This is a genomic window from Mycobacterium sp. E342, assembly GCF_001667665.1.
Lineage (GTDB): Bacteria > Actinomycetota > Actinomycetes > Mycobacteriales > Mycobacteriaceae > Mycobacterium.
On record NZ_LZJM01000139.1, the window covers coordinates 1 to 21,043 of the forward strand.

23 protein-coding genes and 1 pseudogene are annotated in these 21,043 nt (G+C 68.5%); 16 read left to right on the plus strand and 8 right to left on the minus strand.

The genetic code is table 11. The features are described from left to right. On the plus strand, positions 1–769 hold a 769-nt coding region (locus tag A5692_RS09155; RefSeq protein WP_369830281.1), incomplete at its 5' end, for an ATP-binding cassette domain-containing protein. Beyond that, the gene (locus tag A5692_RS09160) at positions 766–1,059 is read left to right on the plus strand and encodes a helix-turn-helix domain-containing protein (protein ID WP_255397011.1); all 294 of its coding nucleotides are present in this window, start codon (positions 766–768) and stop codon (positions 1,057–1,059) included. The genes A5692_RS09155 and A5692_RS09160, both read left to right, overlap by 4 nt. Positions 1,060–1,069: 10 nt before the next feature. On the opposite strand, the gene A5692_RS09165 is transcribed toward A5692_RS09160, so the two are convergent. Together A5692_RS09165 and A5692_RS09170 are read right to left on the minus strand one after the other, a co-directional pair. Next, a complete protein-coding gene (locus tag A5692_RS09165) occupies positions 1,070–1,660 on the minus strand; it encodes a TetR/AcrR family transcriptional regulator (protein ID WP_068054899.1) in 591 nt (196 codons plus the stop codon). Positions 1,661–1,681: 21 nt separating this feature from the next. Next, positions 1,682–4,513, minus strand: a complete 2,832-nt coding sequence (locus tag A5692_RS09170) for an aconitate hydratase (RefSeq protein ID WP_197514408.1) — start codon at positions 4,511–4,513, stop codon at positions 1,682–1,684. 200 nt (positions 4,514–4,713) lie between these two features. Here A5692_RS09170 and A5692_RS09175 point away from each other — a divergent pair, with 200 nt between their 5' ends. The 6 genes from A5692_RS09175 to A5692_RS09200 all read left to right on the plus strand — a co-directional run bounded on the left by A5692_RS09175 (position 4,714) and on the right by A5692_RS09200 (position 10,926). Then, the gene (locus tag A5692_RS09175) at positions 4,714–5,256 is read left to right on the plus strand and encodes a DUF6676 family protein (protein WP_068054905.1); all 543 of its coding nucleotides are present in this window, start codon (positions 4,714–4,716) and stop codon (positions 5,254–5,256) included. A 242-nt stretch (positions 5,257–5,498) separates the two neighbouring features. Beyond that, a complete protein-coding gene (gene ripA, locus A5692_RS09180; RefSeq protein ID WP_068054908.1) occupies positions 5,499–6,935 on the plus strand; it encodes an NlpC/P60 family peptidoglycan endopeptidase RipA in 1,437 nt (478 codons plus the stop codon). Positions 6,936–6,960: 25 nt separating this feature from the next. Next, positions 6,961–7,698 (plus strand): NlpC/P60 family peptidoglycan endopeptidase RipB, encoded by a 738-nt coding sequence (gene ripB, locus A5692_RS09185; protein WP_068054911.1) that lies wholly within the window; start codon positions 6,961–6,963, stop codon positions 7,696–7,698. A gap of 134 nt (positions 7,699–7,832) precedes the next feature. Next, a complete protein-coding gene (locus A5692_RS09190; protein ID WP_068054914.1) occupies positions 7,833–8,969 on the plus strand; it encodes a MoxR family ATPase in 1,137 nt (378 codons plus the stop codon). A 41-nt stretch (positions 8,970–9,010) separates the two neighbouring features. Beyond that, positions 9,011–9,922, plus strand: a complete 912-nt coding sequence (locus tag A5692_RS09195) for a DUF58 domain-containing protein (protein WP_369804371.1) — start codon at positions 9,011–9,013, stop codon at positions 9,920–9,922. After that, positions 9,919–10,926, plus strand: coding sequence for a VWA domain-containing protein (locus A5692_RS09200; protein ID WP_068054920.1), 1,008 nt, complete (start codon positions 9,919–9,921; stop codon positions 10,924–10,926). Before A5692_RS09195 ends, A5692_RS09200 begins: the two co-directional genes overlap by 4 nt. Before the next feature lie 61 nt (positions 10,927–10,987). Here A5692_RS09200 and A5692_RS09205 read toward each other — a convergent pair whose 3' ends face one another. Continuing rightward, positions 10,988–11,827: a type IV toxin-antitoxin system AbiEi family antitoxin gene (locus A5692_RS09205; RefSeq protein WP_068054922.1), complete on the minus strand. Its 840-nt coding sequence runs from the start codon at positions 11,825–11,827 to the stop codon at positions 10,988–10,990. 99 nt (positions 11,828–11,926) lie between these two features. On the opposite strand from A5692_RS09205, the gene fabG1 reads away from it, so the two are divergent. The 3 genes from fabG1 to A5692_RS09220 are packed head-to-tail and all read left to right on the plus strand — an operon-like array spanning position 11,927 to position 14,594. Further along, positions 11,927–12,694 (plus strand): 3-oxoacyl-ACP reductase FabG1, encoded by a 768-nt coding sequence (gene fabG1, locus A5692_RS09210; protein WP_068054924.1) that lies wholly within the window; start codon positions 11,927–11,929, stop codon positions 12,692–12,694. A gap of 52 nt (positions 12,695–12,746) precedes the next feature. Next, entirely contained in the window at positions 12,747–13,556 is an 810-nt protein-coding gene (gene inhA, locus A5692_RS09215; protein WP_068054927.1) for an NADH-dependent enoyl-ACP reductase InhA, read from the plus strand. Between the two features lie 21 nt (positions 13,557–13,577). Then, positions 13,578–14,594, plus strand: coding sequence for a ferrochelatase (locus tag A5692_RS09220; RefSeq protein WP_068054930.1), 1,017 nt, complete (start codon positions 13,578–13,580; stop codon positions 14,592–14,594). 73 nt (positions 14,595–14,667) lie between these two features. Here A5692_RS09220 and A5692_RS09225 read toward each other — a convergent pair whose 3' ends face one another. Both A5692_RS09225 and A5692_RS09230 read right to left on the minus strand, forming a co-directional pair. Then, entirely contained in the window at positions 14,668–15,360 is a 693-nt protein-coding gene (locus A5692_RS09225; RefSeq protein ID WP_068054933.1) for a rhamnosyl O-methyltransferase, read from the minus strand. Between the two features lie 202 nt (positions 15,361–15,562). After that, entirely contained in the window at positions 15,563–16,489 is a 927-nt protein-coding gene (locus tag A5692_RS09230; RefSeq protein ID WP_068054937.1) for a hypothetical protein, read from the minus strand. Positions 16,490–16,546: 57 nt separating this feature from the next. On the opposite strand from A5692_RS09230, the gene A5692_RS09235 reads away from it, so the two are divergent. From A5692_RS09235 to A5692_RS09245, 3 genes are read left to right on the plus strand one after another with little or no spacing between them, the layout of a single operon-like run. Further along, positions 16,547–16,984 carry an NfeD family protein gene (locus tag A5692_RS09235; RefSeq protein ID WP_067928606.1) on the plus strand — a complete coding sequence of 146 codons (438 nt, stop codon included), beginning with the start codon at positions 16,547–16,549 and terminating at the stop codon, positions 16,982–16,984. A 48-nt stretch (positions 16,985–17,032) separates the two neighbouring features. Beyond that, a complete protein-coding gene (locus A5692_RS09240) occupies positions 17,033–18,181 on the plus strand; it encodes an SPFH domain-containing protein (protein WP_068054939.1) in 1,149 nt (382 codons plus the stop codon). A 9-nt stretch (positions 18,182–18,190) separates the two neighbouring features. Further along, a complete protein-coding gene (locus A5692_RS09245; protein ID WP_068054943.1) occupies positions 18,191–18,547 on the plus strand; it encodes a DoxX family protein in 357 nt (118 codons plus the stop codon). Here the strand turns inward: A5692_RS09245 and A5692_RS09250 are convergent. From A5692_RS09250 to A5692_RS09255, 3 genes are all read right to left on the minus strand, one after another. Beyond that, positions 18,544–19,026, minus strand: a complete 483-nt coding sequence (locus A5692_RS09250; RefSeq protein WP_068054946.1) for a nitroreductase family deazaflavin-dependent oxidoreductase — start codon at positions 19,024–19,026, stop codon at positions 18,544–18,546. The genes A5692_RS09245 and A5692_RS09250 overlap by 4 nt on opposite strands. After that, a complete protein-coding gene (locus A5692_RS28975) occupies positions 19,026–19,172 on the minus strand; it encodes a hypothetical protein (RefSeq protein WP_156765997.1) in 147 nt (48 codons plus the stop codon). The genes A5692_RS09250 and A5692_RS28975 overlap by 1 nt, the downstream gene beginning before the upstream one ends. Positions 19,173–19,271: 99 nt before the next feature. Continuing rightward, positions 19,272–19,667: a hypothetical protein gene (locus A5692_RS09255; RefSeq protein ID WP_068054950.1), complete on the minus strand. Its 396-nt coding sequence runs from the start codon at positions 19,665–19,667 to the stop codon at positions 19,272–19,274. A gap of 251 nt (positions 19,668–19,918) precedes the next feature. On the opposite strand from A5692_RS09255, the gene A5692_RS09260 reads away from it, so the two are divergent. Then, positions 19,919–20,641 (plus strand): response regulator transcription factor, encoded by a 723-nt coding sequence (locus A5692_RS09260; protein ID WP_068054953.1) that lies wholly within the window; start codon positions 19,919–19,921, stop codon positions 20,639–20,641. Further along, positions 20,638–21,043 (plus strand): annotated as a pseudogene (locus tag A5692_RS09265) (two-component sensor histidine kinase); the annotation flags it as partial. The gene A5692_RS09260 and the pseudogene A5692_RS09265, both read left to right, overlap by 4 nt.

Below are 21,043 nucleotides of genomic sequence, written 5' to 3' on the forward strand. Positions count from 1 at the left end.
GCAGCAGCGTGGTCTTGCCGGCGCCGTTGAGGCCCAGCACCACCACCCGAGAGCCGCGGTCGATGGCCAGGTCGACGCCGGTGAACACCTCCAGCGAGCCGTACGACTTGCTCAGTCCCTTGGCGACCAACGGTGTGCGCCCGCACGGGGCGGGGGTCGGGAACTTGATGCGGGCCACTTTGTCGGCCACTCGCTCCTCGTCGACCTGGCCATCGACCGCGGCTCTCGGGTGGTGGTGCTGGGCCTCAACGGCGCCGGCAAGACCACGCTGCTGCGACTGTTGGCCGGCACCGAGCAGCCCGACACCGGCGGGCTGGAGCCAGGGCACGGTTTGCGCATGGGCTACTTCGCGCAGGAGCACGACACGCTCGACAACGACGCGAGCGTGTGGGAGAACATCCGGCACGCCGCGCCCGATTCGGGGGAGCAGGAGCTGCGCGGGCTGTTGGGCGCGTTCATGTTCAGCGGCCCGCAACTCGACCAGCCGGCGGGCACCCTGTCGGGCGGGGAGAAGACCCGGCTCGCGCTGGCCGGCCTGGTGGCCTCCACGGCCAACGTGCTGCTGCTCGACGAACCGACGAACAACCTGGATCCCGCCTCGCGCGAACAGGTGCTCGACGCGCTGCGCAGCTATCAGGGCGCGGTGGTGCTGGTGACGCACGATCCCGGTGCGGCCGAGGCGCTGGACCCGCAGCGCGTGGTGCTGCTGCCCGACGGCACCGAGGACTTCTGGTCCGACGAATACCGGGATCTCATCGAGCTCGCCTGACTTCGGTCAAATCGGCCCGCGGGCGGCGGCGGCTTCCTACTCTTGGTGCTTGCGATCGTGTTCGGGCGCGGAGGGCATCCATGAAAAGGACGCTGCAGGGGTCGAAGAAGACCCGCGAGCAGTTGTTGTTCGAGCTGCGTAACGCCTACGAGGGCGGGGCCAGCATCCGCACGCTGGCGGCCAGCACCGGCAGATCGTACGGATCGGTTCATGCCCTGCTACTGCAGGCGGGCACCACGATGCGCGGCCGGGGTGGCCCCAACCACACTTCGCGGACCGCGCGGGCGTAGCGTCGCCGCGCTATTCGCGCGGTACGGAATCCCCGGAGTCGTTGCGCCGCACCGACTTCTCCACCAGGTCGAGCACGGCGGACAACCGCCGCGGGTCCTCGCCTGAGGCCAGCCGCGCCACCAGGCCGTCGAGCACCAGCTCCAGATAGCACTGCAACACGTCGCCGGGTACGTCGTCACGCACCCGTTGCGCCTCCTTCTGCCGGCGCAACCGATCGGTCGTCGCCGCCGCCAGTTCCGCGGACCGCTCGGCCCAACCGCGGTTGAAGTCCGGGTCGTTGCGCAGCTTGCGCGCGATCTCCAACCTGGTGGCCAGCCAGTCGAACTGCTCGGGGGCGGCGAGCATGTCGCGCATCACCTGGATGAGGCCCTCGCGCGACGCCACATCGGCCATCCGCTCGGCGTCCTCGTGCGCCAGCGCGAAGAACAGCGCGTCCTTGTCGCGGAAGTGGTGGAAGATCGCGCCGCGCGACATCCCGATCGCCTGTTCCAGCCGCCGCACCGTGGCCCTGTCGTAGCCGTGTTCGGCGAAGCAGCGGCGGGCACCGTCGAGGATCTGGCGGCGGCGCGCCGCCAGATGGTCCTCACTGACTTTCGGCATGGGCCGGGTTTGGCCGGCTGCTTAGCCCGACTTCAGCATGTTGCGCAGCACGTACTGCAGGATGCCGCCGTTGCGGTAGTAGTCGGCCTCGCCCGGAGTGTCGATGCGCACCACCGCGTCGAACTCGATCGGATCGCCGGATTCCTTGGCCGCCTTCACCCGCACCGTCTTGGGCGTCTTGCCGTCGTTGAGCGCCTCGATGCCGGTGATGTCGAACACCTCGGTGCCGTCCAGCCCCAATTCCTTGGCGGACTTGCCCTCGGGGAACTGCAGCGGGATCACGCCCATGCCGATCAGGTTGGAGCGGTGGATGCGCTCGAACGACTCGGCGATCACCGCCCGCACGCCCAGCAGCAGGGTTCCCTTGGCCGCCCAGTCGCGCGAGGAGCCGGACCCATACTCCTTGCCGCCGAGGACGACCAGCGGAATGTTCTGCGCCGCATAGTTTTGCGCGGCGTCGTAGATGAACGCCTGCGGGGCCTTCCCATCTACAGGGTCTTGGGTGAAGTCGCGGGTGTAGCCACCCGAGACGTCGTCGAGCAACTGGTTGCGGAGCCGGATGTTGGCGAACGTGCCGCGGATCATCACCTCGTGGTTGCCGCGCCGCGAGCCGAAGGAGTTGTAGTCCTTGCGGGCCACGCCGTGCTCGTCGAGGTACTGCGCGGCCGGGGTGCCCGGCTTGATGGCGCCGGCGGGGGAGATGTGGTCGGTGGTCACCGAGTCGCCCAGCAGGGCCAGCACCCGGGCGCCGGTGATGTCCTTGACCGGCTCGGGCTCCGCCGACATGCCCTCGAAGTACGGGGGCTTGCGCACGTACGTCGAATTCTGGTCCCACTCAAAGGTATTGCCGCTCGGCGTGGGCAGGTTTCGCCACCGCTCGTCGCCCTTGAAGACGTCGGCGTAGTTCTTGGTGAACATCTCCTGGCTGATCGCCGAGGCGATGGTGTCCGAGACGTCCTTCTGCGACGGCCAGATGTCTTTCAGGAAGACGTCGTTGCCGTCCTTGTCGGTACCCAGGGCCTGGCTCTCGAAGTCGAAGTCCATGGTCCCCGCCAACGCGTAGGCGACCACCAGCGGGGGCGACGCCAGGTAGTTCATCTTCACGTCGGGGTTGATCCGGCCCTCGAAGTTGCGGTTACCGGACAGCACCGCGGCCACCGACAGGTCGTTGTCGTTGATCGCCTTGGAGATCTCCTCGGGCAGCGGGCCGGAGTTGCCGATGCACGTGGTGCAGCCGTAGCCCACGAGGTAGAAGCCGAGCTTCTCGAGATACGGCCACAGGCCGGCCTTGTCGTAGTAGTCGTGGACCACTTGGGAGCCGGGCGCCATCGTGGTCTTCACCCAGGGCTTGGACGCCAGCCCCTTCTCGACGGCGTTGCGCGCCAACAGCGCCGCGCCCAGCATCACCTCGGGGTTGGAGGTGTTGGTGCACGACGTGACCGCCGCGATCACCACCGCGCCGTGATCGAGCACGAACTCGCCGAGTTCGTCCGACTTCACCGTCACCGGGCTGCTCACCCGACCCTTGGCATGCGCCGCGGCCGATTCCACCTTCGGGGCGTCGTCGGCGTGACCGTTCTCCAGCGCCCCGGGGTCGCTGGCCGGGAAGGACTCGTCGACGGCCTCGTCGAGCTTCGAGTACTCCGTCTTGTCCGGGTCGTCGCCGACGTAGTCGCCAATCTGCGCGCGGAAGGTGGACTTGGCGTCCGACAACGCGATCCGGTCCTGCGGGCGCTTGGGCCCGGCGATCGACGGCACCACTTCGGAGAGGTTGAGTTCGAGGTATTCGGAGAAGGCCGGCTCGTGGGAGGGGTCGTGCCACATGCCCTGCTCTTTGGCGTACGCCTCGACCAGCGCCAGCTGCTCCTCGTTGCGGCCGGTGAACCGCAGGTAGGAGATGGTCTCCTCGTCGATCGGGAAAATCGCTGCGGTGGAACCGAATTCGGGGCTCATGTTGCCCAGGGTGGCGCGGTTGGCCAGCGGCACCTCGGCCACGCCATCGCCGTAGAACTCGACGAACTTGCCGACCACGCCGTGCTTGCGCAGCATCTCGGTGACGGTCAGCACCACGTCGGTCGCGGTGACGCCCGGTTGGATCTCACCGGTCAGCTTGAAGCCGACCACCCGCGGGATCAGCATCGACACCGGCTGGCCGAGCATCGCGGCCTCGGCCTCGATGCCGCCGACGCCCCAGCCCAGCACGCCCAGCCCGTTGACCATGGTGGTGTGCGAGTCGGTGCCCACGCAGGTGTCGGGGTAGGCCACACCGTCGCGCTCCATTACGACACTGGCCAGGTACTCGATGTTGACCTGGTGCACGATGCCGGTGCCGGGCGGCACCACCTTGAAATCGCGGAAAGCGCCTTGGCCCCAGCGCAAGAACTGGTAGCGCTCGCCGTTGCGCTGGTACTCGATCTCGACGTTGCGCTCGAAGGCGTCGGCGGTGCCGAACAGGTCGGCGATCACCGAGTGGTCGATCACCAGGTCGGCCGGCGCCAGCGGGTTGACCTTGTCGGCCTTGCCACCGAGGTCGCCGATGGCCTCCCGCATGGTGGCCAGGTCGACGATGCACGGCACCCCGGTGAAGTCCTGCATGACGACGCGGGCGGGCGTGTACTGGATCTCAATGCTGGGTTCCGCCTTGGGATCCCAGTTCGCGATGGCCTCGATGTGGTCCTTGGTGATGTTGCTGCCGTCCTCGTTGCGCAGCAGGTTCTCGGCCAGCACCTTGAGGCTGTAGGGGAGTTTCTCGGTGTTCGGGACGGCGTCGAGACGGTAGATCTGATAGCTCTTGTCGCCGACCTTGAGGGTGTCGCGTGCTCCGAACGAGTTCACAGAATCTTCTTTGCTCACTTCAACTCCCGAGGATTAAGTTCTCCCGCCGACGGGCCGTGTCGGCGGTGCTTCAAACGAGTACGGCCACTTTAACAGTACGCTTGTCCTGCATAAGGCGGGGCGCCCGTAGTCCCAGTCTTATCGTCTGAGTCGACGGTTTAAACCCCCCGAAACGAAGTCGCGTACGGTGCCTGTAGCGCTACGGCAGGAGGGACATCATGACCTGGCACCCGGCCCTACCCGTCTACATCCCGCAAGATGTCGACATGACCGCGGTCAAGGCCCAGGTCGCCGCCACGGGCGTCAGCGCGCCGGCGGCGGACATGCCCGGCCTGTTGCACATCGTCGATGAAGCCCATGCCCACGGCATCAACCTCAAGATCGTGCTGCTCGACCACAACCCTCCGAACGACACCCCGCTGCGCGACATCTCCACGGTGGTGGGCGCCGACTATCACGACGCCACCGTCCTGACCCTGAGCACGAGCTACGTGGGGAGCTACAGCACGCAATTCGCGCGCGTCACGCTGGAGGCCGGCGAGGACCACGCAAAGACGGGCAACCCGGTCGTCTCGGCGCAGCATTTCCTGAACGAGCTGGAAGCCCCGGAATTTCCCTGGACGGGCCTGACCATCTTCCTGTTGCTCGGCGTGCTCGCGGCGGCGGTCGGGACCCGCTTCCTGCAGATGCGCAGCAAGCGTTCAGCAACCCCAACGGATTCGGCGGGGGCGCAGGAAGTGACGCCCACCAGCACCGCCTAGCCAGGCGCGTCCGCCTCGGCGGGAAGTCGGGCATCGGGGACGTGCTGCCACCAAGCGGCAAACACGGTAGGTCACCGTTCGGTCACATTAAACGCACGTAGAGAGTGCGATTTCGGCGGAGCGTTTGCACGCCCAAAAGTGTGACGTACGGTGCAAATGATGCTGCTGTTGTCTTTGGCGCCCTTAGTGAACTTCGTGGCCGGCGCCGCCCGTCACGTTGAGCCGTAGGAGACCTGAGTCGAATGACACGCACACGCCGGGGCTCCGCTGCGAGGCCGGTCGCGAGGCTGGTCCGGCCGGTCGTGCCATCGGTGGTGAGCGTGGCCCTGTTGCTTTGTACGCCGGGGCTCGCGCACGGTGATCCCGCCGCGGACAGCCTGGCCGGCCTGATCGCCAACGTCGCCAAGGCCAACCAACGGCTGGAAAACCTGAGCGCCGAGATCCAGACCGAGCAGGAGAGCGTCAACAAGGCGCTGGTCGACGTCGAGACCTCCCGGGACAACGCCGCCGCGGCCCAGCACGACCTGGAGACCAGTCAGCAGGCGGTCAAAGACGCCAACGCCGCGATCGCCGCGGCGCAGCAGCGGTTCGACACGTTCGCGGCGGCCACCTATATGAACGGCCCCTCGAACGCATACCTGACCGCGAGCAGCCCCGACGACATCATCGCCACCCAGGCCGCCGCCAAGACCCTGTCCGCGAGTTCCCAGACGGTGATGGACAAGCTGCAGCGGGCGCGCACCGAACAGGTGAACAAGGAATCGGCGGCGCGGCTGGCCAAGCAGAAGGCGGACCGGGCCGCCGCCGACGCCAAGGGCAGCCAGGACGCCGCGGTGGCGGCGCTGACCGACTCCAAGCGCAAGTTCGACGAACAACGCGAACAAATCACTCGCCTGGCCGCCGAACGCGACGAGGCGCAGGCCAAACTCGAAGCGGCCAAACGGCAATGGTCGGCGGGTCCCGGCGGACCCGCCGCCCCGTCGTCGGGCGACCGGTGGGAGACCGGCTCGCCGGGCGCGCCGGCACCGCAGGGCGGGGCCCGCCGCTGGGACGGCGCCTGGGACCCCACGCTGCCGATGATCCCCAGCGCCAACGTTCCGGGCGACCCGATCGCGGTCATCAACCAGGTGCTGGGCATCTCCGCCACCTCGACACAAGTCACCGCGGGCCTGGGCCGCAACTTCCTGCAGCAGCTCGGCATCCTCAAGCCCGACGACACCGGCATCACCAACGCGGCCCCCGGTGCGACGGCCGGCCGGATCCCGCGGGTTTACGGGCGGCAGGCCAGCGAATACGTGATCCGGCGCGGCATGTCGCAGATCGGCGTGCCCTACTCCTGGGGAGGCGGCAACGCGGCCGGCCCGAGTAAGGGCATCGACTCCGGGGCGGGCATCACCGGCTTCGACTGCTCGGGCCTGGTCCTGTACTCGTTCGCCGGGGTGGGCATCAAGCTGCCGCACTACTCGGGCTCGCAGTACAACCTCGGCCGCAAGATCCCGTCCTCCCAAATGCGCCGCGGCGACGTCATCTTCTACGGACCCGGCGGCAGCCAGCACGTGACGATCTACCTCGGTGACGGCCAGATGCTCGAGGCGCCCGACATCGGTCTGAAAGTCCGCGTCGCGCCGGTGCGCACCAGCGGCATGACGCCCTACGTGGTCCGCTACATCGAGTGGTGAACGAATGAGAAGTGAACGGAAAGCTATGCGCCGCAAGCGGATTCGTCTGATGAACTTCGCCTGGATCACCACCGTGGTGACCGGGCTGATGCTGTCTGTGGCCTACTCCGGGGCCGCCCCGGCCGCGGCCGACCCCGGGGCGTGGGACCCGACGCTGCCGGCGACGATCAGCGCTGGCGCCCCCGGCGACCCGCTGGCGGTCGCCAATGCCTCGCTGCAGGCCACCGCCCAGGCCACCCAGACGACGATGGACCTGGGCCGGCAATTCCTGGGCGGCCTCGGCATCAACATCCTGGGGGATCCGGCTCCCACCGCGGCCAGCCCGACCAACCCGGGCGGCAAGATCCCGCGCGTCTACGGCCGGCAGGCCATCGAGTACGTGATCAAGCGGATGGGATCGCAGATGGGCGTTCCGTACTCGTGGGGCGGCGGCTCGCTGGACGGTCCCAGCAAGGGCGTCGGCGACGGCGCCAACATCACCGGTTTCGACTGCTCGGGCCTGATGCGGTACGGCTTCGCCGGCGTCGGCGTGCTGATCCCGCGGTTCTCCGGTGACCAGTACAACGCCGGCCGGCACATCCCGCCCGACCAGGCCAGGCGCGGCGACCTGATCTTCTACGGCCCGAACGGCGGCCAGCACGTGACGATGTATCTGGGCAACGGGCAGATGCTGGAGGCGTCCAGCCTCGCCGGCAAGGTGACCGTCAGCCCGGTTCGCGCGCCCGGCATGACGCCGTTCCTGACTAGGATCATCGAGTACTGATCCAGGCGCGGTCCGCCCCACCGGTTGGGGGGGCGAACCACCAGCGTCGACGGAATCCGGCGGGCCTGGAATAGTTGGACGCGGGCACGTCGCTGCCCGGCAGTCGTGTCCGATTGAGCTGTGGAGGGTTCTTGATGACAACAGCAGGTGGGCCGCCCCCGGGCGCCAGCGGTTACCCGGGCCCGGGCGGACAGTCCGGCCCGCCGGCCCCTGAAGCGCCGTCGGGTGGTGCCGGTAACGGCCTGGCCGCCGAAGTCCACACCCTCGAGCGGGCCATCTTCGAGGTCAAGCGGATCATCGTCGGGCAGGACCAGCTCGTCGAGCGGATGCTGGTCGGCCTGCTCTCCAAGGGGCACGTATTGCTCGAGGGTGTCCCCGGCGTGGCCAAGACGCTGGCCGTCGAGACCTTCGCCAAGGTCGTCGGCGGCACGTTCGCGCGCATCCAGTTCACCCCCGACCTGGTGCCCACCGACATCATCGGTACCCGCATCTACCGGCAGGGCAAGGAGGAGTTCGACACCGAACTCGGCCCGGTGGTGGTCAACTTCCTGCTCGCCGACGAGATCAACCGCGCGCCCGCCAAGGTGCAGTCGGCGCTGCTGGAGGTCATGCAGGAACGCCACGTGTCGATCGGCGGCAAGACCTTCCCGCTGCCCAACCCGTTCCTGGTGATGGCCACCCAGAACCCGATCGAGCATGAGGGCGTGTACCCGCTGCCCGAGGCGCAGCGCGACCGCTTCCTGTTCAAGATCAACGTCGGCTACCCGACGCCCGAAGAAGAGCGGGAGATCATCTACCGGATGGGCGTGCGCCCGCCCGAGCCCAAGCAGATCATGGCCACGGGCGACCTGTTGCGGCTGCAGGACATCGCGGCCAACAACTTCGTCCACCATGCGCTGGTCGACTACGTGGTGCGCGTCGTGACCGCCACCCGCCACCCCGAACAGCTCGGCATGAACGACGTCAAGACCTGGATCTCCTTCGGCGCGTCCCCGCGTGCCTCGCTGGGCATCATCGCCGCGTCGCGCTCGCTGGCCCTGGTGCGCGGCCGCGACTACGTGATCCCGCAAGACGTCGTGGACGTCATCCCCGACGTGCTGCGGCACCGCCTGGTGCTCACCTACGACGCCCTCGCCGACGAGATTTCGCCGGAGATCGTCATCAACCGGGTCCTGCAGACGGTGGCCCTGCCGCAGGTCAACGCCGTTCCGCAGCAAGGGCAGTCGGTGCCCCCGGTGATGCAGCCCGCCGGCGCGGCCAGCGGTCGGTGACCGATCCCCAGCGGCCGGCGGCGATCGCACATCCGCCATCGATGCAGCGCGGGCAGATCGTCGACCCGAAGCTGGCGGCGGCGCTGCGGCAACTCGAGCTGACGGTCAAGCGCAAGCTCGACGGCGTGTTGCACGGCGACCACCTCGGCCTGATCCCGGGGCCGGGTTCGGAGCCGGGGGAGTCGCGCGAGTACCAGCCCGGCGATGACGTCCGGCGCATGGACTGGGCCGTCACCGCGCGCACCACGCACCCGCACGTCCGGCAGATGATCGCCGACCGCGAGCTGGAAACCTGGCTGGTGGTCGACATGTCGGCCAGCCTGGACTTCGGCACCGTGGGGTGCGAGAAGCGGGACCTGGCGGTGGCGGCCTCGGCCGCGATCACGTTCCTCAACAGCGGCGGCGGCAATCGGCTCGGGGCGCTGATCGCCAACGGCGCGACGATGAAGCGCGTCCCGGCGCGCTCCGGCCGCCAGCACGAGCAGACGCTGCTGCGCACCATCGCCACCACCCCCCGGGCGCCGGTGGGGGTGCGCGGGGACCTGGCCACCGCCATCGACGCCTTGCGCCGCCCGGAGCGGCGCCGCGGCATGGCGGTGATCATCAGCGACTTCCTGGGCCCGATCAACTGGATGCGTCCGCTGCGCGCGATCTCGGCTCGCCACGAGGTGCTCGCCATCGAGGTGCTGGACCCCCGCGACGTCGAACTGCCCGACATCGGCGATGTCGTGCTGCAGGACGCCGAGTCCGGGGTCACCCGCGAGTTCACCATCGACGCCCAGCTGCGTGACGACTTCGCCAAGGCCGCCGCGGCGCACCGCGCCGAGGTGGCACGCACCATCCGCAGCTGCGGGGCCCCGCTCCTGACGCTGCGCACCGACCGCGACTGGATCGCGGACATCGTCCGGTTCGTCGAGTCCCGCAGGCGCGGTGCATTGGCGGGGCGGCAGTGACGTTGCCGCTCCTCGGCCCGATGTCGTTGTCGGGCTTTGAACATGCGTGGTTCTTCCTGTTCCTGCTCGTCGTCGTCGGGCTCGCCGCGCTCTACATCGTGATGCAGTTGGCGCGGCAGCGGCGCATCCTGCGGTTCGCCAACATGGAGCTGCTGGAAAGCGTCGCCCCCGAGCGGCCTCCCCGGTGGCGGCATGTGCCGGCGATCCTGCTGGTGGCGTCGCTGGTGCTGTTCACGATTGCGATGGCCGGTCCGACGCACGACGTGCGGATTCCGCGCAACCGCGCGGTGGTGATGCTGGTGATCGACGTGTCGCAGTCGATGCGGGCCACCGACGTGCAGCCGAACCGGATGGCGGCCGCCCAGGAGGCGGCCAAGCAGTTCGCCGACGAGCTGACCCCCGGCATCAACCTCGGGCTGATCGAGTACGCGGGCACCGCGACCGTGCTGGTGCAGCCGACGACCAACCGGGACGCGACGAAGACCGCGCTGGACAAGCTGCAGTTCGCCGACCGCACGGCGACGGGCGAGGGCATCTTCACCGCGTTGCAGGCCATCGCCACCGTGGGCGCGGTGATCGGGGGTGGCGACACCCCGCCGCCGGCGCGCATCGTGTTGTTCTCCGACGGCAAGGAGACGATGCCGACCAATCCCGACAACCCGAAGGGCGCCTTCACCGCCGCCCGCACCGCCAAGGATCAGGGCGTGCCGATCTCGACGATCTCGTTCGGCACGCCGTACGGCTTCGTCGAGATCAACGACCAGCGCCAGCCGGTGCCCGTCGACGACTCGACGATGAAGAAGGTCGCCGAGCTCTCGGGGGGCAGCTGGTACAACGCCGCCAGCCTGGCCGAGCTGAAGGCCGTCTACGCGACGCTGCAGCAGCAGATCGGCTACGAGACGATCAAAGGCGACGCCAGCATGGGCTGGGTGCGGTTGGGTGCGCTGGTGCTGGCGCTTGCGGCGCTGGCGGCGTTGCTCATCAACCGCCGCCTGCCCACGTAACGCTCACCGTCTCGCGTGCCTAACCTGGCTGCGATTCTCCACCCCGGATTTCGCAGCCTGGTTAGGCTCGCGACGCCCGCGCCTCGCGCACCCGGTAGATGACGTCGTCGGGGTGGTCTTCTGCGATGACCCGGACGACGATCCAGCCGTAACGCGCAAGCATCTCGAGGCGGCGGATGTCCTTGACATATTGATAGCGACTGGACCGGTGTTGGTCGCCGTCGTACTCGACCGCAACCTTGATGTCCTCCCAGCCCAGGTCCAAATATGCTTCGGCCCATCCCCATTCATTCCGGACGGCGATCTGTGTCTGCGGACGCGGAAACCCGGCGCGGATCAACAGCAGGCGCAGCCGCGTTTCCTTGGGTGATTGCGCGCCGCCATCAACCAGGTCGAGGGCAGCCCTCGCGGCTTTCATGCCCCGACGGCCCCGGTAGCGCTCGGCCAATCGCTCGACGTCAGCCAGTTTCAGATGTGTCGCCTGAACGAGGGCGTCGACCGCGGCGACGGCCTGGTCCCGGGGGAAGCGACTGGCCAGATCGAGCGCCGTTCGCTCCGGAGACGTCACCCGCATGCCCTCGACGACGCACACCTCGTCGGCCTCGATGCGGTCTTCCCAGACCTGGACGCCGGGTTCGCGGCGGGCATTGGTGTCGATGATCGCGGCGGTAAGACTTGCATCGATCCACTTGGCGCCGTGCAGCGCCGAAGCGGAGTAGCCGGCCAGAATGCCGCGGCGACGCGAGCGCAGCCACAGCGCTTCGGCGCGCAATCGTGCGGTGAGCGCCGCATCACGCGGCACGTAGACGTCTTTGTGCAGGGCGACGTACCGACTGCGCAGCCGATAGGGCGTCACAAGGCCGGCGGCCCGAGCCTCGCTGCCCAGGAAGGGCTCATCCATGGCGGAAGTGTGCCGATGGCCACCGACAATCCGACGCGCCCGTTACGCGTCTGGCCAGCCGGTTACGGTCCCGCCAACCCCAGGCGATAGGTTGACGGGGTGACTGACACGGCCACCGAGACCACCACCGAAAGTACCGCCACCGGCGGCAAACCCGCATTCGTATCCCGCTCAGTCCTGGTGACGGGCGGAAACCGAGGCATCGGACTGGCGATCGCGCAGCGGCTGGCCGCCGACGGCCACAAGGTGGCCGTCACACACCGCGGATCCGGGGCGCCCGAGGGGCTGTTCGGCGTTGTGTGTGACGTCACGGACAACGACGCCGTCGACCGCGCGTTCAAAGAGGTGGAGGAGCACCAGGGTCCGGTCGAGGTGCTGGTATCCAATGCCGGCATCTCCAAAGACGCCTTCCTCATCCGGATGACCGAGGAGCGGTTCACCGAGGTCATCGACGCCAACCTGACCGGGGCGTTCCGCGTGGCCCAGCGGGCGTCGCGCAGCATGCAGCGCAAGCGGTTCGGCCGCATCATCTTCATCGGGTCGGTGTCGGGCATGTGGGGCATCGGCAACCAGGCCAACTACGCGGCCGCCAAGGCCGGCCTGATCGGCATGGCACGCTCGATCTCCCGCGAGCTGTCCAAGGCCGGTGTGACCGCCAACGTGGTGGCCCCCGGCTACATCGACACGGAGATGACCCGCGCTCTGGACGAGCGGATCCAGGCGGGCGCACTGGAATTCATCCCGGCCAAGCGGGTCGGCACCGCCGAGGAGGTCGCCGGGGCGGTCAGCTTCCTGGCGTCCGAGGATGCGAGCTACATCGCCGGCGCGGTCATTCCCGTCGACGGCGGCATGGGCATGGGTCACTGAATTAACCCCGACAAGGACGTCAACCGCGACATCGAGGACATTAAGGACGGACATGGCAGGACTGCTCGACGGCAAACGGATCCTGGTCTCCGGGATCATCACCGACTCGTCGATCGCGTTTCACATCGCCAAGGTGGCCCAGGAGGCGGGCGCCCAACTGGTGCTCACGGGCTTCGACCGGTTGCGGCTGATCCAGCGCATCGCCGACCGGCTGCCGGAGAAGGCTCCGCTGATCGAACTCGACGTGCAGAACGAGGAGCACCTGAGCACGCTGGCCGAGCGGGTCACCGCCGAGATCGGCGAGGGCAACAAGCTGGACGGCGTGGTGCACTCGATCGGCTTCATGCCGCAGACCGGGATGGGCATCAACCCCTTCTTCGACGCACCGTATGAGGATGTCTCCAAGGGCATCCACATCTCCGCGTATTCGTATGCCTCGCTGGCCAAGGCGCTGCTGCCGATCATGAACCCCGGCGGCTCGATCGTCGGCATGGACTTCGACCCCAGCCGCGCCATGCCCGCCTACAACTGGATGACCGTGGCCAAGAGCGCGCTGGAATCGGTCAACCGGTTCGTCGCCCGCGAGGCCGGCAAGTTCGGAGTGCGCTCCAATCTCGTTGCGGCGGGACCCATCCGGACGCTGGCGATGTCGGCGATCGTCGGCGGCGCGCTCGGCGAGGAGGCCGGCGCTCAGATGCAATTGCTGGAAGAGGGCTGGGACCAGCGCGCACCGATCGGCTGGAACATGAAAGACCCCACGCCGGTCGCAAAGACCGTGTGCGCCGTGCTCTCCGACTGGCTGCCCGCCACCACCGGCACCATCATCTTTGCCGATGGTGGCGCCAGCACGCAGTTGCTCTAAAGCGGAATGCTCTAGGCCCTAATGGAATTCGACGCCGTCCTGCTGCTGTCCTTCGGCGGGCCGGAAGGGCCCGAGCAGGTGCGACCGTTCCTGGAGAACGTCACCCGCGGGCGCAACGTGCCGCCCGAACGCCTGGACGACGTCGCACAGCATTACCTGCACTTCGGTGGGGTATCGCCGATCAACGGCATCAACCGCGCCCTGATCGCCGAGCTCGAGACGGTACAGGACCTGCCGGTCTACTTCGGCAACCGCAACTGGGAACCCTACGTCGAGGACACCGTGAAGACCATGTGCGACAACGGTGTTCGTCGTGCCGCGGTGTTCACCACGTCGGCGTGGAGCGGCTACTCCAGCTGCACGCAGTACACCGAGGACATCGCCCGGGCGCGTCGCGAGGCCGGGGCGACGGCGCCCGAGCTGGTGAAGCTGCGGCCGTACTTCGACCACCCGCTCTTCGTCGAGATGTTCGCGGGCGCGGTCAAAGCCGTGGCCGAGAAGATGCCCGCCGGCGCCCGGCTGGTGTTCACCGCACACTCGGTCCCGGTGGCCGCCGATCAGCGCCTCGGCCCGCGGCTGTACAGCCGGCAAGTCGCTTACGCCACAAGGCTTGTCGCGGCCACGGCGGGCTACACCGATTACGATCTGGCCTGGCAGTCGCGGTCGGGCCCGCCGCAGGTGCCGTGGCTGGAGCCCAGCGTCGAGGACCACCTCTCCGCGCTGGCGGCCTCGGGAACGGAGGCGGTCATCGTCTGTCCGATCGGGTTCGTCGCCGACCACATCGAGGTGGTGTGGGATCTAGACGAGGAGTTGCGATCTCAGGCCGACGCGGCCGGGCTGGCGTTCGCGCGGGCCGCCACGCCCAACGCCGATCGGCGATTCGCCCGGCTGGCCGCCGATCTGATCGACGAACTGCGCACCGGCCGCGAGCCGGCCCGGGTTGTCGGGCCGGACCCGGTGCCCGGCTGTCTGGCCAGCGTCGACGGCGCGCCGTGCCGGCCGCCGCACTGCGTGCGGGAAGAACGCGGGGGCGAGTAACCGGGATGGCCAGGGGCGGCGGCAAGATCAGCTGCGACACCGCAGTCGCGCGCCTTTTGCAGCAGTGGCGCCATCACTTTCGGATGAGGTATCCATTGGGCGCCAGGGTCCACCCAAATTTGTTTTCACGCACACTGTCGTGATCGTAATCGTTTGGGAATTCCCGCTCGTACGCCTCGATGGCCTCGTAAGGGCCCGGGCCGAATCCGGGCATGATCGGATGTCCGTTCACGCAGGAATCTTCAACCAGAAGATAGTCGCCGGCGGATAGCAGCGGCCGCAGTAGTTTCATCTCGGCCAGGACATGATCCTTGGCGTGGTCGCTATCCAGGATTGCAAAGACCTTGCCCGGAAATTCGGCCTTCAGCTGCCGAATACGCTCCGCGACGGCCGGTTCCGTCGACGACGATTCAAGGAACTCGATCTCGGGGTAGCGGCGAGCTGCGGGGTCAAGCGCGCCGGAGGAAACGTCCACCGTGAACACTCTGAACGGTCGGTCAATTAGACGCAGAATACTGGCGTAGAACACAGCCGAGCCGCCGAAACGCGTGCCGAATTCAACCACCAACGATGGCTTGAGGTCGAATAAGATCTCCTGGTAGTTCCAAAGGTCGGTGACCGACTTCCAGCAGTTGACGCCCAGCCACGTGGTCTGCTGCCACACCAGGTTACCGAAATACCACTTCAGGTATTCTTCAGCTGCCTCACCCGATGGTCGACCCAACCGCGTGACGAGGAAGCTGACCTTTTCCCGCCATGTCGTCATTGTCTTTCCCTATCGCAAGATTCTCGCCACGTTGTGATCTCTTTGCTATCGCCAGACTGGCTCTACAGGCCACGCTAGCGGCAGGCGACAACAACGTTACCCAGAACCGCGGATCTTGAAACTGGCTGGAATGCTCGGCGCCTCGCCAGTATCGCGGCGTGGCCGGCACCTCCAAGGCAATCGCCGCCAAGGCCAATCAGACCTAGTCAGCCCACGCCGAGTGCAGGATCGCGGTGACGGCGGCCATCCGTGCCGAACGCACGACGGCGGTCAGCGGGCGCAGCGCGTCGCTGGCGATGCGCGCCTCCGAGGAGGATTGCGTTCCGAACGGCTCGGGGCCGGCGACGAGGGGCGCGGCGAACCGCTCCGGCGAATCGGGTGAGCGACTGAGCCCGGCGCTGACCGCGATGATCGCGTCGACGTGTGCGGCGTTCTCCAGCACCCGCAGCGCTCGGGTCGGCGCGTGGTCGGGAACCCGGTGCTGCCGTGCGGATTCCAGCAGCTGCTCGACGAGGCCCCGGGGATCGTCGATGTCGGCGGCGGCCGATCCCAGCCCGATGGTGCCGAGCGCGTCCGCGGCCGACCGCACCGCCGACCGCAGCGTGTATTCGGCATCGCCCAGCTCGTAGTGGTCGAGCACCGGCGCGCCCGGCAGCGAGTACACCGTCCAGGACAGCGCGTACGGCTCGGGGAAGTCCTCCGGCTCGTCGTCGTAGGAGAACTCGGGAACCAGGCCGACGGCGGTGGCGGGATCGGCCGGGTTGGCGATGATGATCGCCTCGCCCGCGGCCAGGGCGTCCCGCTCGAACTGCGTCCCCGGGGCGAGCCCGCGCACATCACCGGGCACCGGCAAAAGCACGTTGATCGTCCCGAGCAGCGGGTCCGGGCCGCCCGGAGCGGGCGACGACCGGCCAACCGCAGCGCGCAGCGTTTGCAGCAGCGTCACCGTCCCGGCGTCGTGCACGTCGGGCCACGGCAGCCCGGTGTGCCCGGCGGCGACCGCATCATACGCGGTGACCGATTGCTTTGGCGCCCATACTGATAACGCGTCAAGGACGTCGTCGGGCGCGGCCTTGCCTGCGAGCCAGGCGTTGGCCCACAGGGACAGCGAGACACTGGGACACCACACGATTCCGCAGTGTAGTTGTTTTGCCCGGCAAAGGCGGATCACGCGTATTCTGGCCGCATGCACGCCGCGGTGCTTTGGCTAATATTCGCGCTGGTGCTCGCCGGTGCGGAGGCGCTCACGGGTCATATGTTTTTGGTGATGCTCGGCGGCGGTGCGCTTGCGGCGGCAATCACCAGCTGGCTGACGGATTGGCCGGGGTGGGCGGACGGGACGGTGTTTCTCGTCGTGTCCATCTTGCTGCTGGTGCTGGTGCGCCCGGCGCTGCGCCGGCAGCTGACGCCCGCGCACGTGCCGCAGATGGGCATCGAGGCGCTGGAGGGCAAGAACGCGCTGGTGCTGGAGCGGATCTCGCGCGACGAGGGCCAGGTGAAGCTCGACGGCGAGGTGTGGACGGCGCGTCCGCTCAACGAGGGGGATGTCTACGAACCGGGGGAATCGGTGACCGTCTTACAGATCGACGGCGCCACGGCGGTGGTCTTCAAAAGCGGCCCGTAACGGCTGCCGGAGACGCCGCCAGAGACCCTGGGAGAGAAAGGAACTCGGGTGCAAGGTGCGGTTGCTGGTTTAGTGTTGTTGGCCGTCCTGGTGATCTTCGCCATCGTGGTGGTGGCCAAGTCGGTGGCGCTGATCCCGCAGGCGGAGGCCGCGGTGATCGAGCGGCTGGGCCGATATAGCAGGACGGTCAGTGGTCAGCTGACGTTGTTGGTGCCGTTCATCGACCGGGTGCGCGCGCGGGTGGATCTGCGTGAGCGGGTGGTGTCGTTCCCGCCGCAGCCGGTGATCACCGAGGACAACCTGACCCTCAACATCGACACGGTGGTCTACTTCCAGGTCACCGTCCCGCAGGCGGCCGTCTACGAGATCAGCAACTACATCGTCGGTGTGGAGCAGCTCACCACCACCACGCTGCGCAACGTGGTGGGCGGCATGACGCTGGAGCAGACGCTGACCTCGCGCGACCAGATCAACGGTCAACTGCGCGGTGTGCTCGACGAGGCGACCGGTCGTTGGGGTCTGCGGGTTGCCCGGGTCGAGCTGCGCAGCATCGACCCCCCGCCGTCCATCCAGGCTTCGATGGAAAAGCAGATGAAGGCCGACCGCGAGAAGCGGGCGATGATCCTGACCGCCGAAGGGAACCGGCAGGCCGCGATCACCCAGGCCGAGGGTGCCAAGCAGGCGCAGATCCTGGCCGCCGAGGGAGCCAAGCAGGCCGCGATCCTGGCCGCCGAGGCCGACCGGCAGTCGCGCATGCTGCGCGCCCAGGGTGAGCGCGCCGCGGCCTACCTGCGGGCGCAGGGGCAGGCCAAGGCCATCGAGAAGACGTTCGCCGCGATCAAGGCCGGCCGGCCCACCCCGGAGATGCTGGCCTACCAGTACCTGCAGACCCTGCCGGAGATGGCGCGCGGTGACGCCAACAAAGTCTGGGTGGTGCCGAGCGACTTCAATGCGGCGCTGCAGGGGTTCACCAGAATGCTGGGGACCCCGGGTCAGGACGGCGTGTTCCGGTTCGAGCCCTCCCCGGTCGACGACACACCCCAACACGCCGCCGAATCGGACGACGCGGACATCGCCGACTGGTTCTCCACCGAGACCGATCCCGCGATCGCCCAGGCGGTGGCCAAGGCCGAGGCGAGCGCCCGCCAGCCGGTGGACGGCACACCGCCGGGGACGCCACCGCAGCTGGCCCAATAGGATTGCCGCATGAGCGTTTTCACTTCCCCGAAAACCTACGTGGCGCTCGGCGCCTTCCACGCCGTGGACGCGGTGCTCTGCGGCGTCCAGATCGCCCCGATCAAGAAGGTCCTGGACGACGTGGGTCTGCCGGAGAACGTTCGGCCCGTGCTGCCGGTGGTCAAGGGCGCCGCCGCCGTAGGGTTGCTGTCGGTCACCCGCTTCCCGGCCTTGGCGCGGGTGACGACGGCGATGCTGACGATCTATTTCGTCGTGGCGCTCGGCGCGCACATCCGGGTCCGCGACAAGGTCGTCAACGCGCTTCCGGCGGCGATGTTCCTGGCCACGTTCGCGGTGATGACGGCCAAGGGGCCCGACCGCAGCTAGTCCAGGCGAAACTCGACCAGCGGCAGCGGGGTGTCGGTCTCGGTGATCGGAACGCCCAGCGTTTCCTCCAGCACCGGCCTCATCTGCTCCCACGCTTTGCGATGACGGCTGACGTAGGTGGCCAGCGCGCGGTCCGCCTCGTCTTGGGGCAGCACCCGAGCCGTGGCGCTCCTCGGTGGATGACTGCCGACGTAGACGCGCACGCGCGGGTCCGCCTCAATGTTGCGGAACCACTGCGCCTTTCGGCCGAAGCCGGACGCGACGAGGTAGGCGTCCGGCGACGGATGACCGACGACCTCCAACACCACGTAGCGCGGTGTACCGGACCTGCGGCCGGTGTGCTCGAGCATCAGCATCCGGGATCCGAACAGCGCGCCCGCGCGGGCCTTGTAGAGCCAGATCGGTGCACGCATGAGTCGGCGCGACCGCAGCACCCGTGCGCCGAGGCCGCGCAGAAAAGAGGCTGATTGGCCGGCCATCAGGCGTGCGGTGGCGGCGGAAGCTGGAGCCGGTCCGTCAAGGCCAGCCCGGTGATCGCGAAGGTGGCGAGCGCGCCGAGCAACAGGCCGGCGATGGCGGCGACGCCGGCCGGGAAGCGGCGGGTTCCCGTGTTGTCCGTGGTCATGCGGCTTCCCATGGTCGTCGGATGTCGGTCATCCGAGACGCTACTGGCGTGACGGCTGCCGCCGTCACGAATTGGGGGATCGTGACGGCGGCAGGCCGGTCAGCCGTGCGGCGGCGGGGGCGGTTGCGCCGGGGACGGGGGTGCCGGGAACGCGTCGCCGGGCGGCGGCGGCCAGGCGCCATGCGGCGCCCCTGGCGGGCCGGGTGGTGGCGCGAACCCGAAACCGCCCATCGGTCCGCCCATCGGCGGGAGAGGCGGCCCGTGCTGCAGCGCCATCATCGGCGGCGGCCCGAGCGGTGGCGGTGGCCCGGGAGGGCCGACGCTGACGATCCAGGCGAAGGCGATCGCCGCGATGGTCCCGGCCGCGCCGATCAGCGCGCCCGCCAGTCCCGCGCCGACCACCACCCCGGTGGAGTGGCGGCGCGGCTCACGTGGTTGATTCGCGGCCGGCGGCGGGGTGGGCGGAGGGGTGTCGATGTCGTCGTTTGTGGTCATGGCACTCGACCGTAGGGGCCGGAACTGAAGCGGACCTGAAGAAACTGACGCCCCATTCGCCACTCCCGCCACCGGCGAAGGTGATTGGCGTTGTGCCCGCCTCCGAGCGACAACGCGACGGCACCAGCCCGCGGAGTCGCGTTGTCGCTCGGAGGCGGGCACTTGAGCACATCCCGACATTCTTGTGACCACTGAGGCTGCCGTGACAATCGCGCGACCGCTTCAGGTTGGCTTCAGCACCGGCGCCGACAATGGAACCCATGACGAACTGCCCGCGGGTCCCCGCCGGCCGCTTCAGCGTCGGCGCGCCCCGGGTTCTGGTGGTCGAAGACTCCGAGACGATCCGCGAAATGGTCGGCGAGGCGCTCAGCGACGTCGGCTACCACACCGTCGGCCGTTGTGACGGCGACGGGCTGGAGCAGGCGCTGGACGGGCTGCGCCCGGACCTGGTGGTGCTCGACGTCATGCTGCCCGGGCGCGACGGCTTCGACCTGATCGACGTGATCCGCGACTGGGGCGACGTCGGCATCGTCTTGATCACCGCGCGCGACGGCCTGCAGGATCGGCTCCGCGGCCTGGACGGCGGGGCGGACGACTACGTGATCAAGCCGTTCGAGCTGGCCGAGCTGGTGTCGCGGGTGGGCGCGGTGTTGCGCCGGCGCGGCCGGTTGCCGCAGGTCGTCCAGGTGGGCGACCTGATCCTCGACGCCGACGCGGGTGTCGCCGCGCGCGCCGGTCGGCGTCTCGACCTGACCGCGACCGAGCTGCGGCTGCTGGCCTTCCTCGTCGAGCAGCGCGGCCGCATCGTCAGCGCCAGCCAGATCTTGAACGCGGTCTGGGGGTACGACGCCTACGATCCCAACCTGGTCCAGGTGCACGTCAGTGGCCTGCGGCGCAAGCTCGAAGCCCACGGGCCACGCATACTGCACACCGTGCGCGGCATCGGCTACCGGCTGCAGCCCCAGCGATCATGACGGCCGGATCGACGCGGACCCCGTCGCTGCAGCGCCGGGTGACGCTGGTGGTGGTGGCGCTGCTGGCCATGCTGCTGGTGGTGCTCGGTGTCACCGTCGACGTCAGCCTGGGCGTGCTCGCCCGGCGAAACCTGCACGATCGGCTGCTTGCCGCCGCATCGCGCGCGGAGGCGCTGGACGCCGCGCGCACCTCGCCCGATCTGCTGGCCGCCGAGCTCAACGGCGGCGGGGTGCGCGCCCTGCTGGTCACCGCCGACGGCGCGACGTACGGGGACCGCGGCATCAGCCCTGACACCGTGACCGGCCCGACGGCCCCGCCGCCCCTGCCACCCCCGCCGGCTGCTGTATCTGGTGTCGGTGTGCACGGCGACGCTGGGTCTGACGGGCCTGGTCATCGAGATC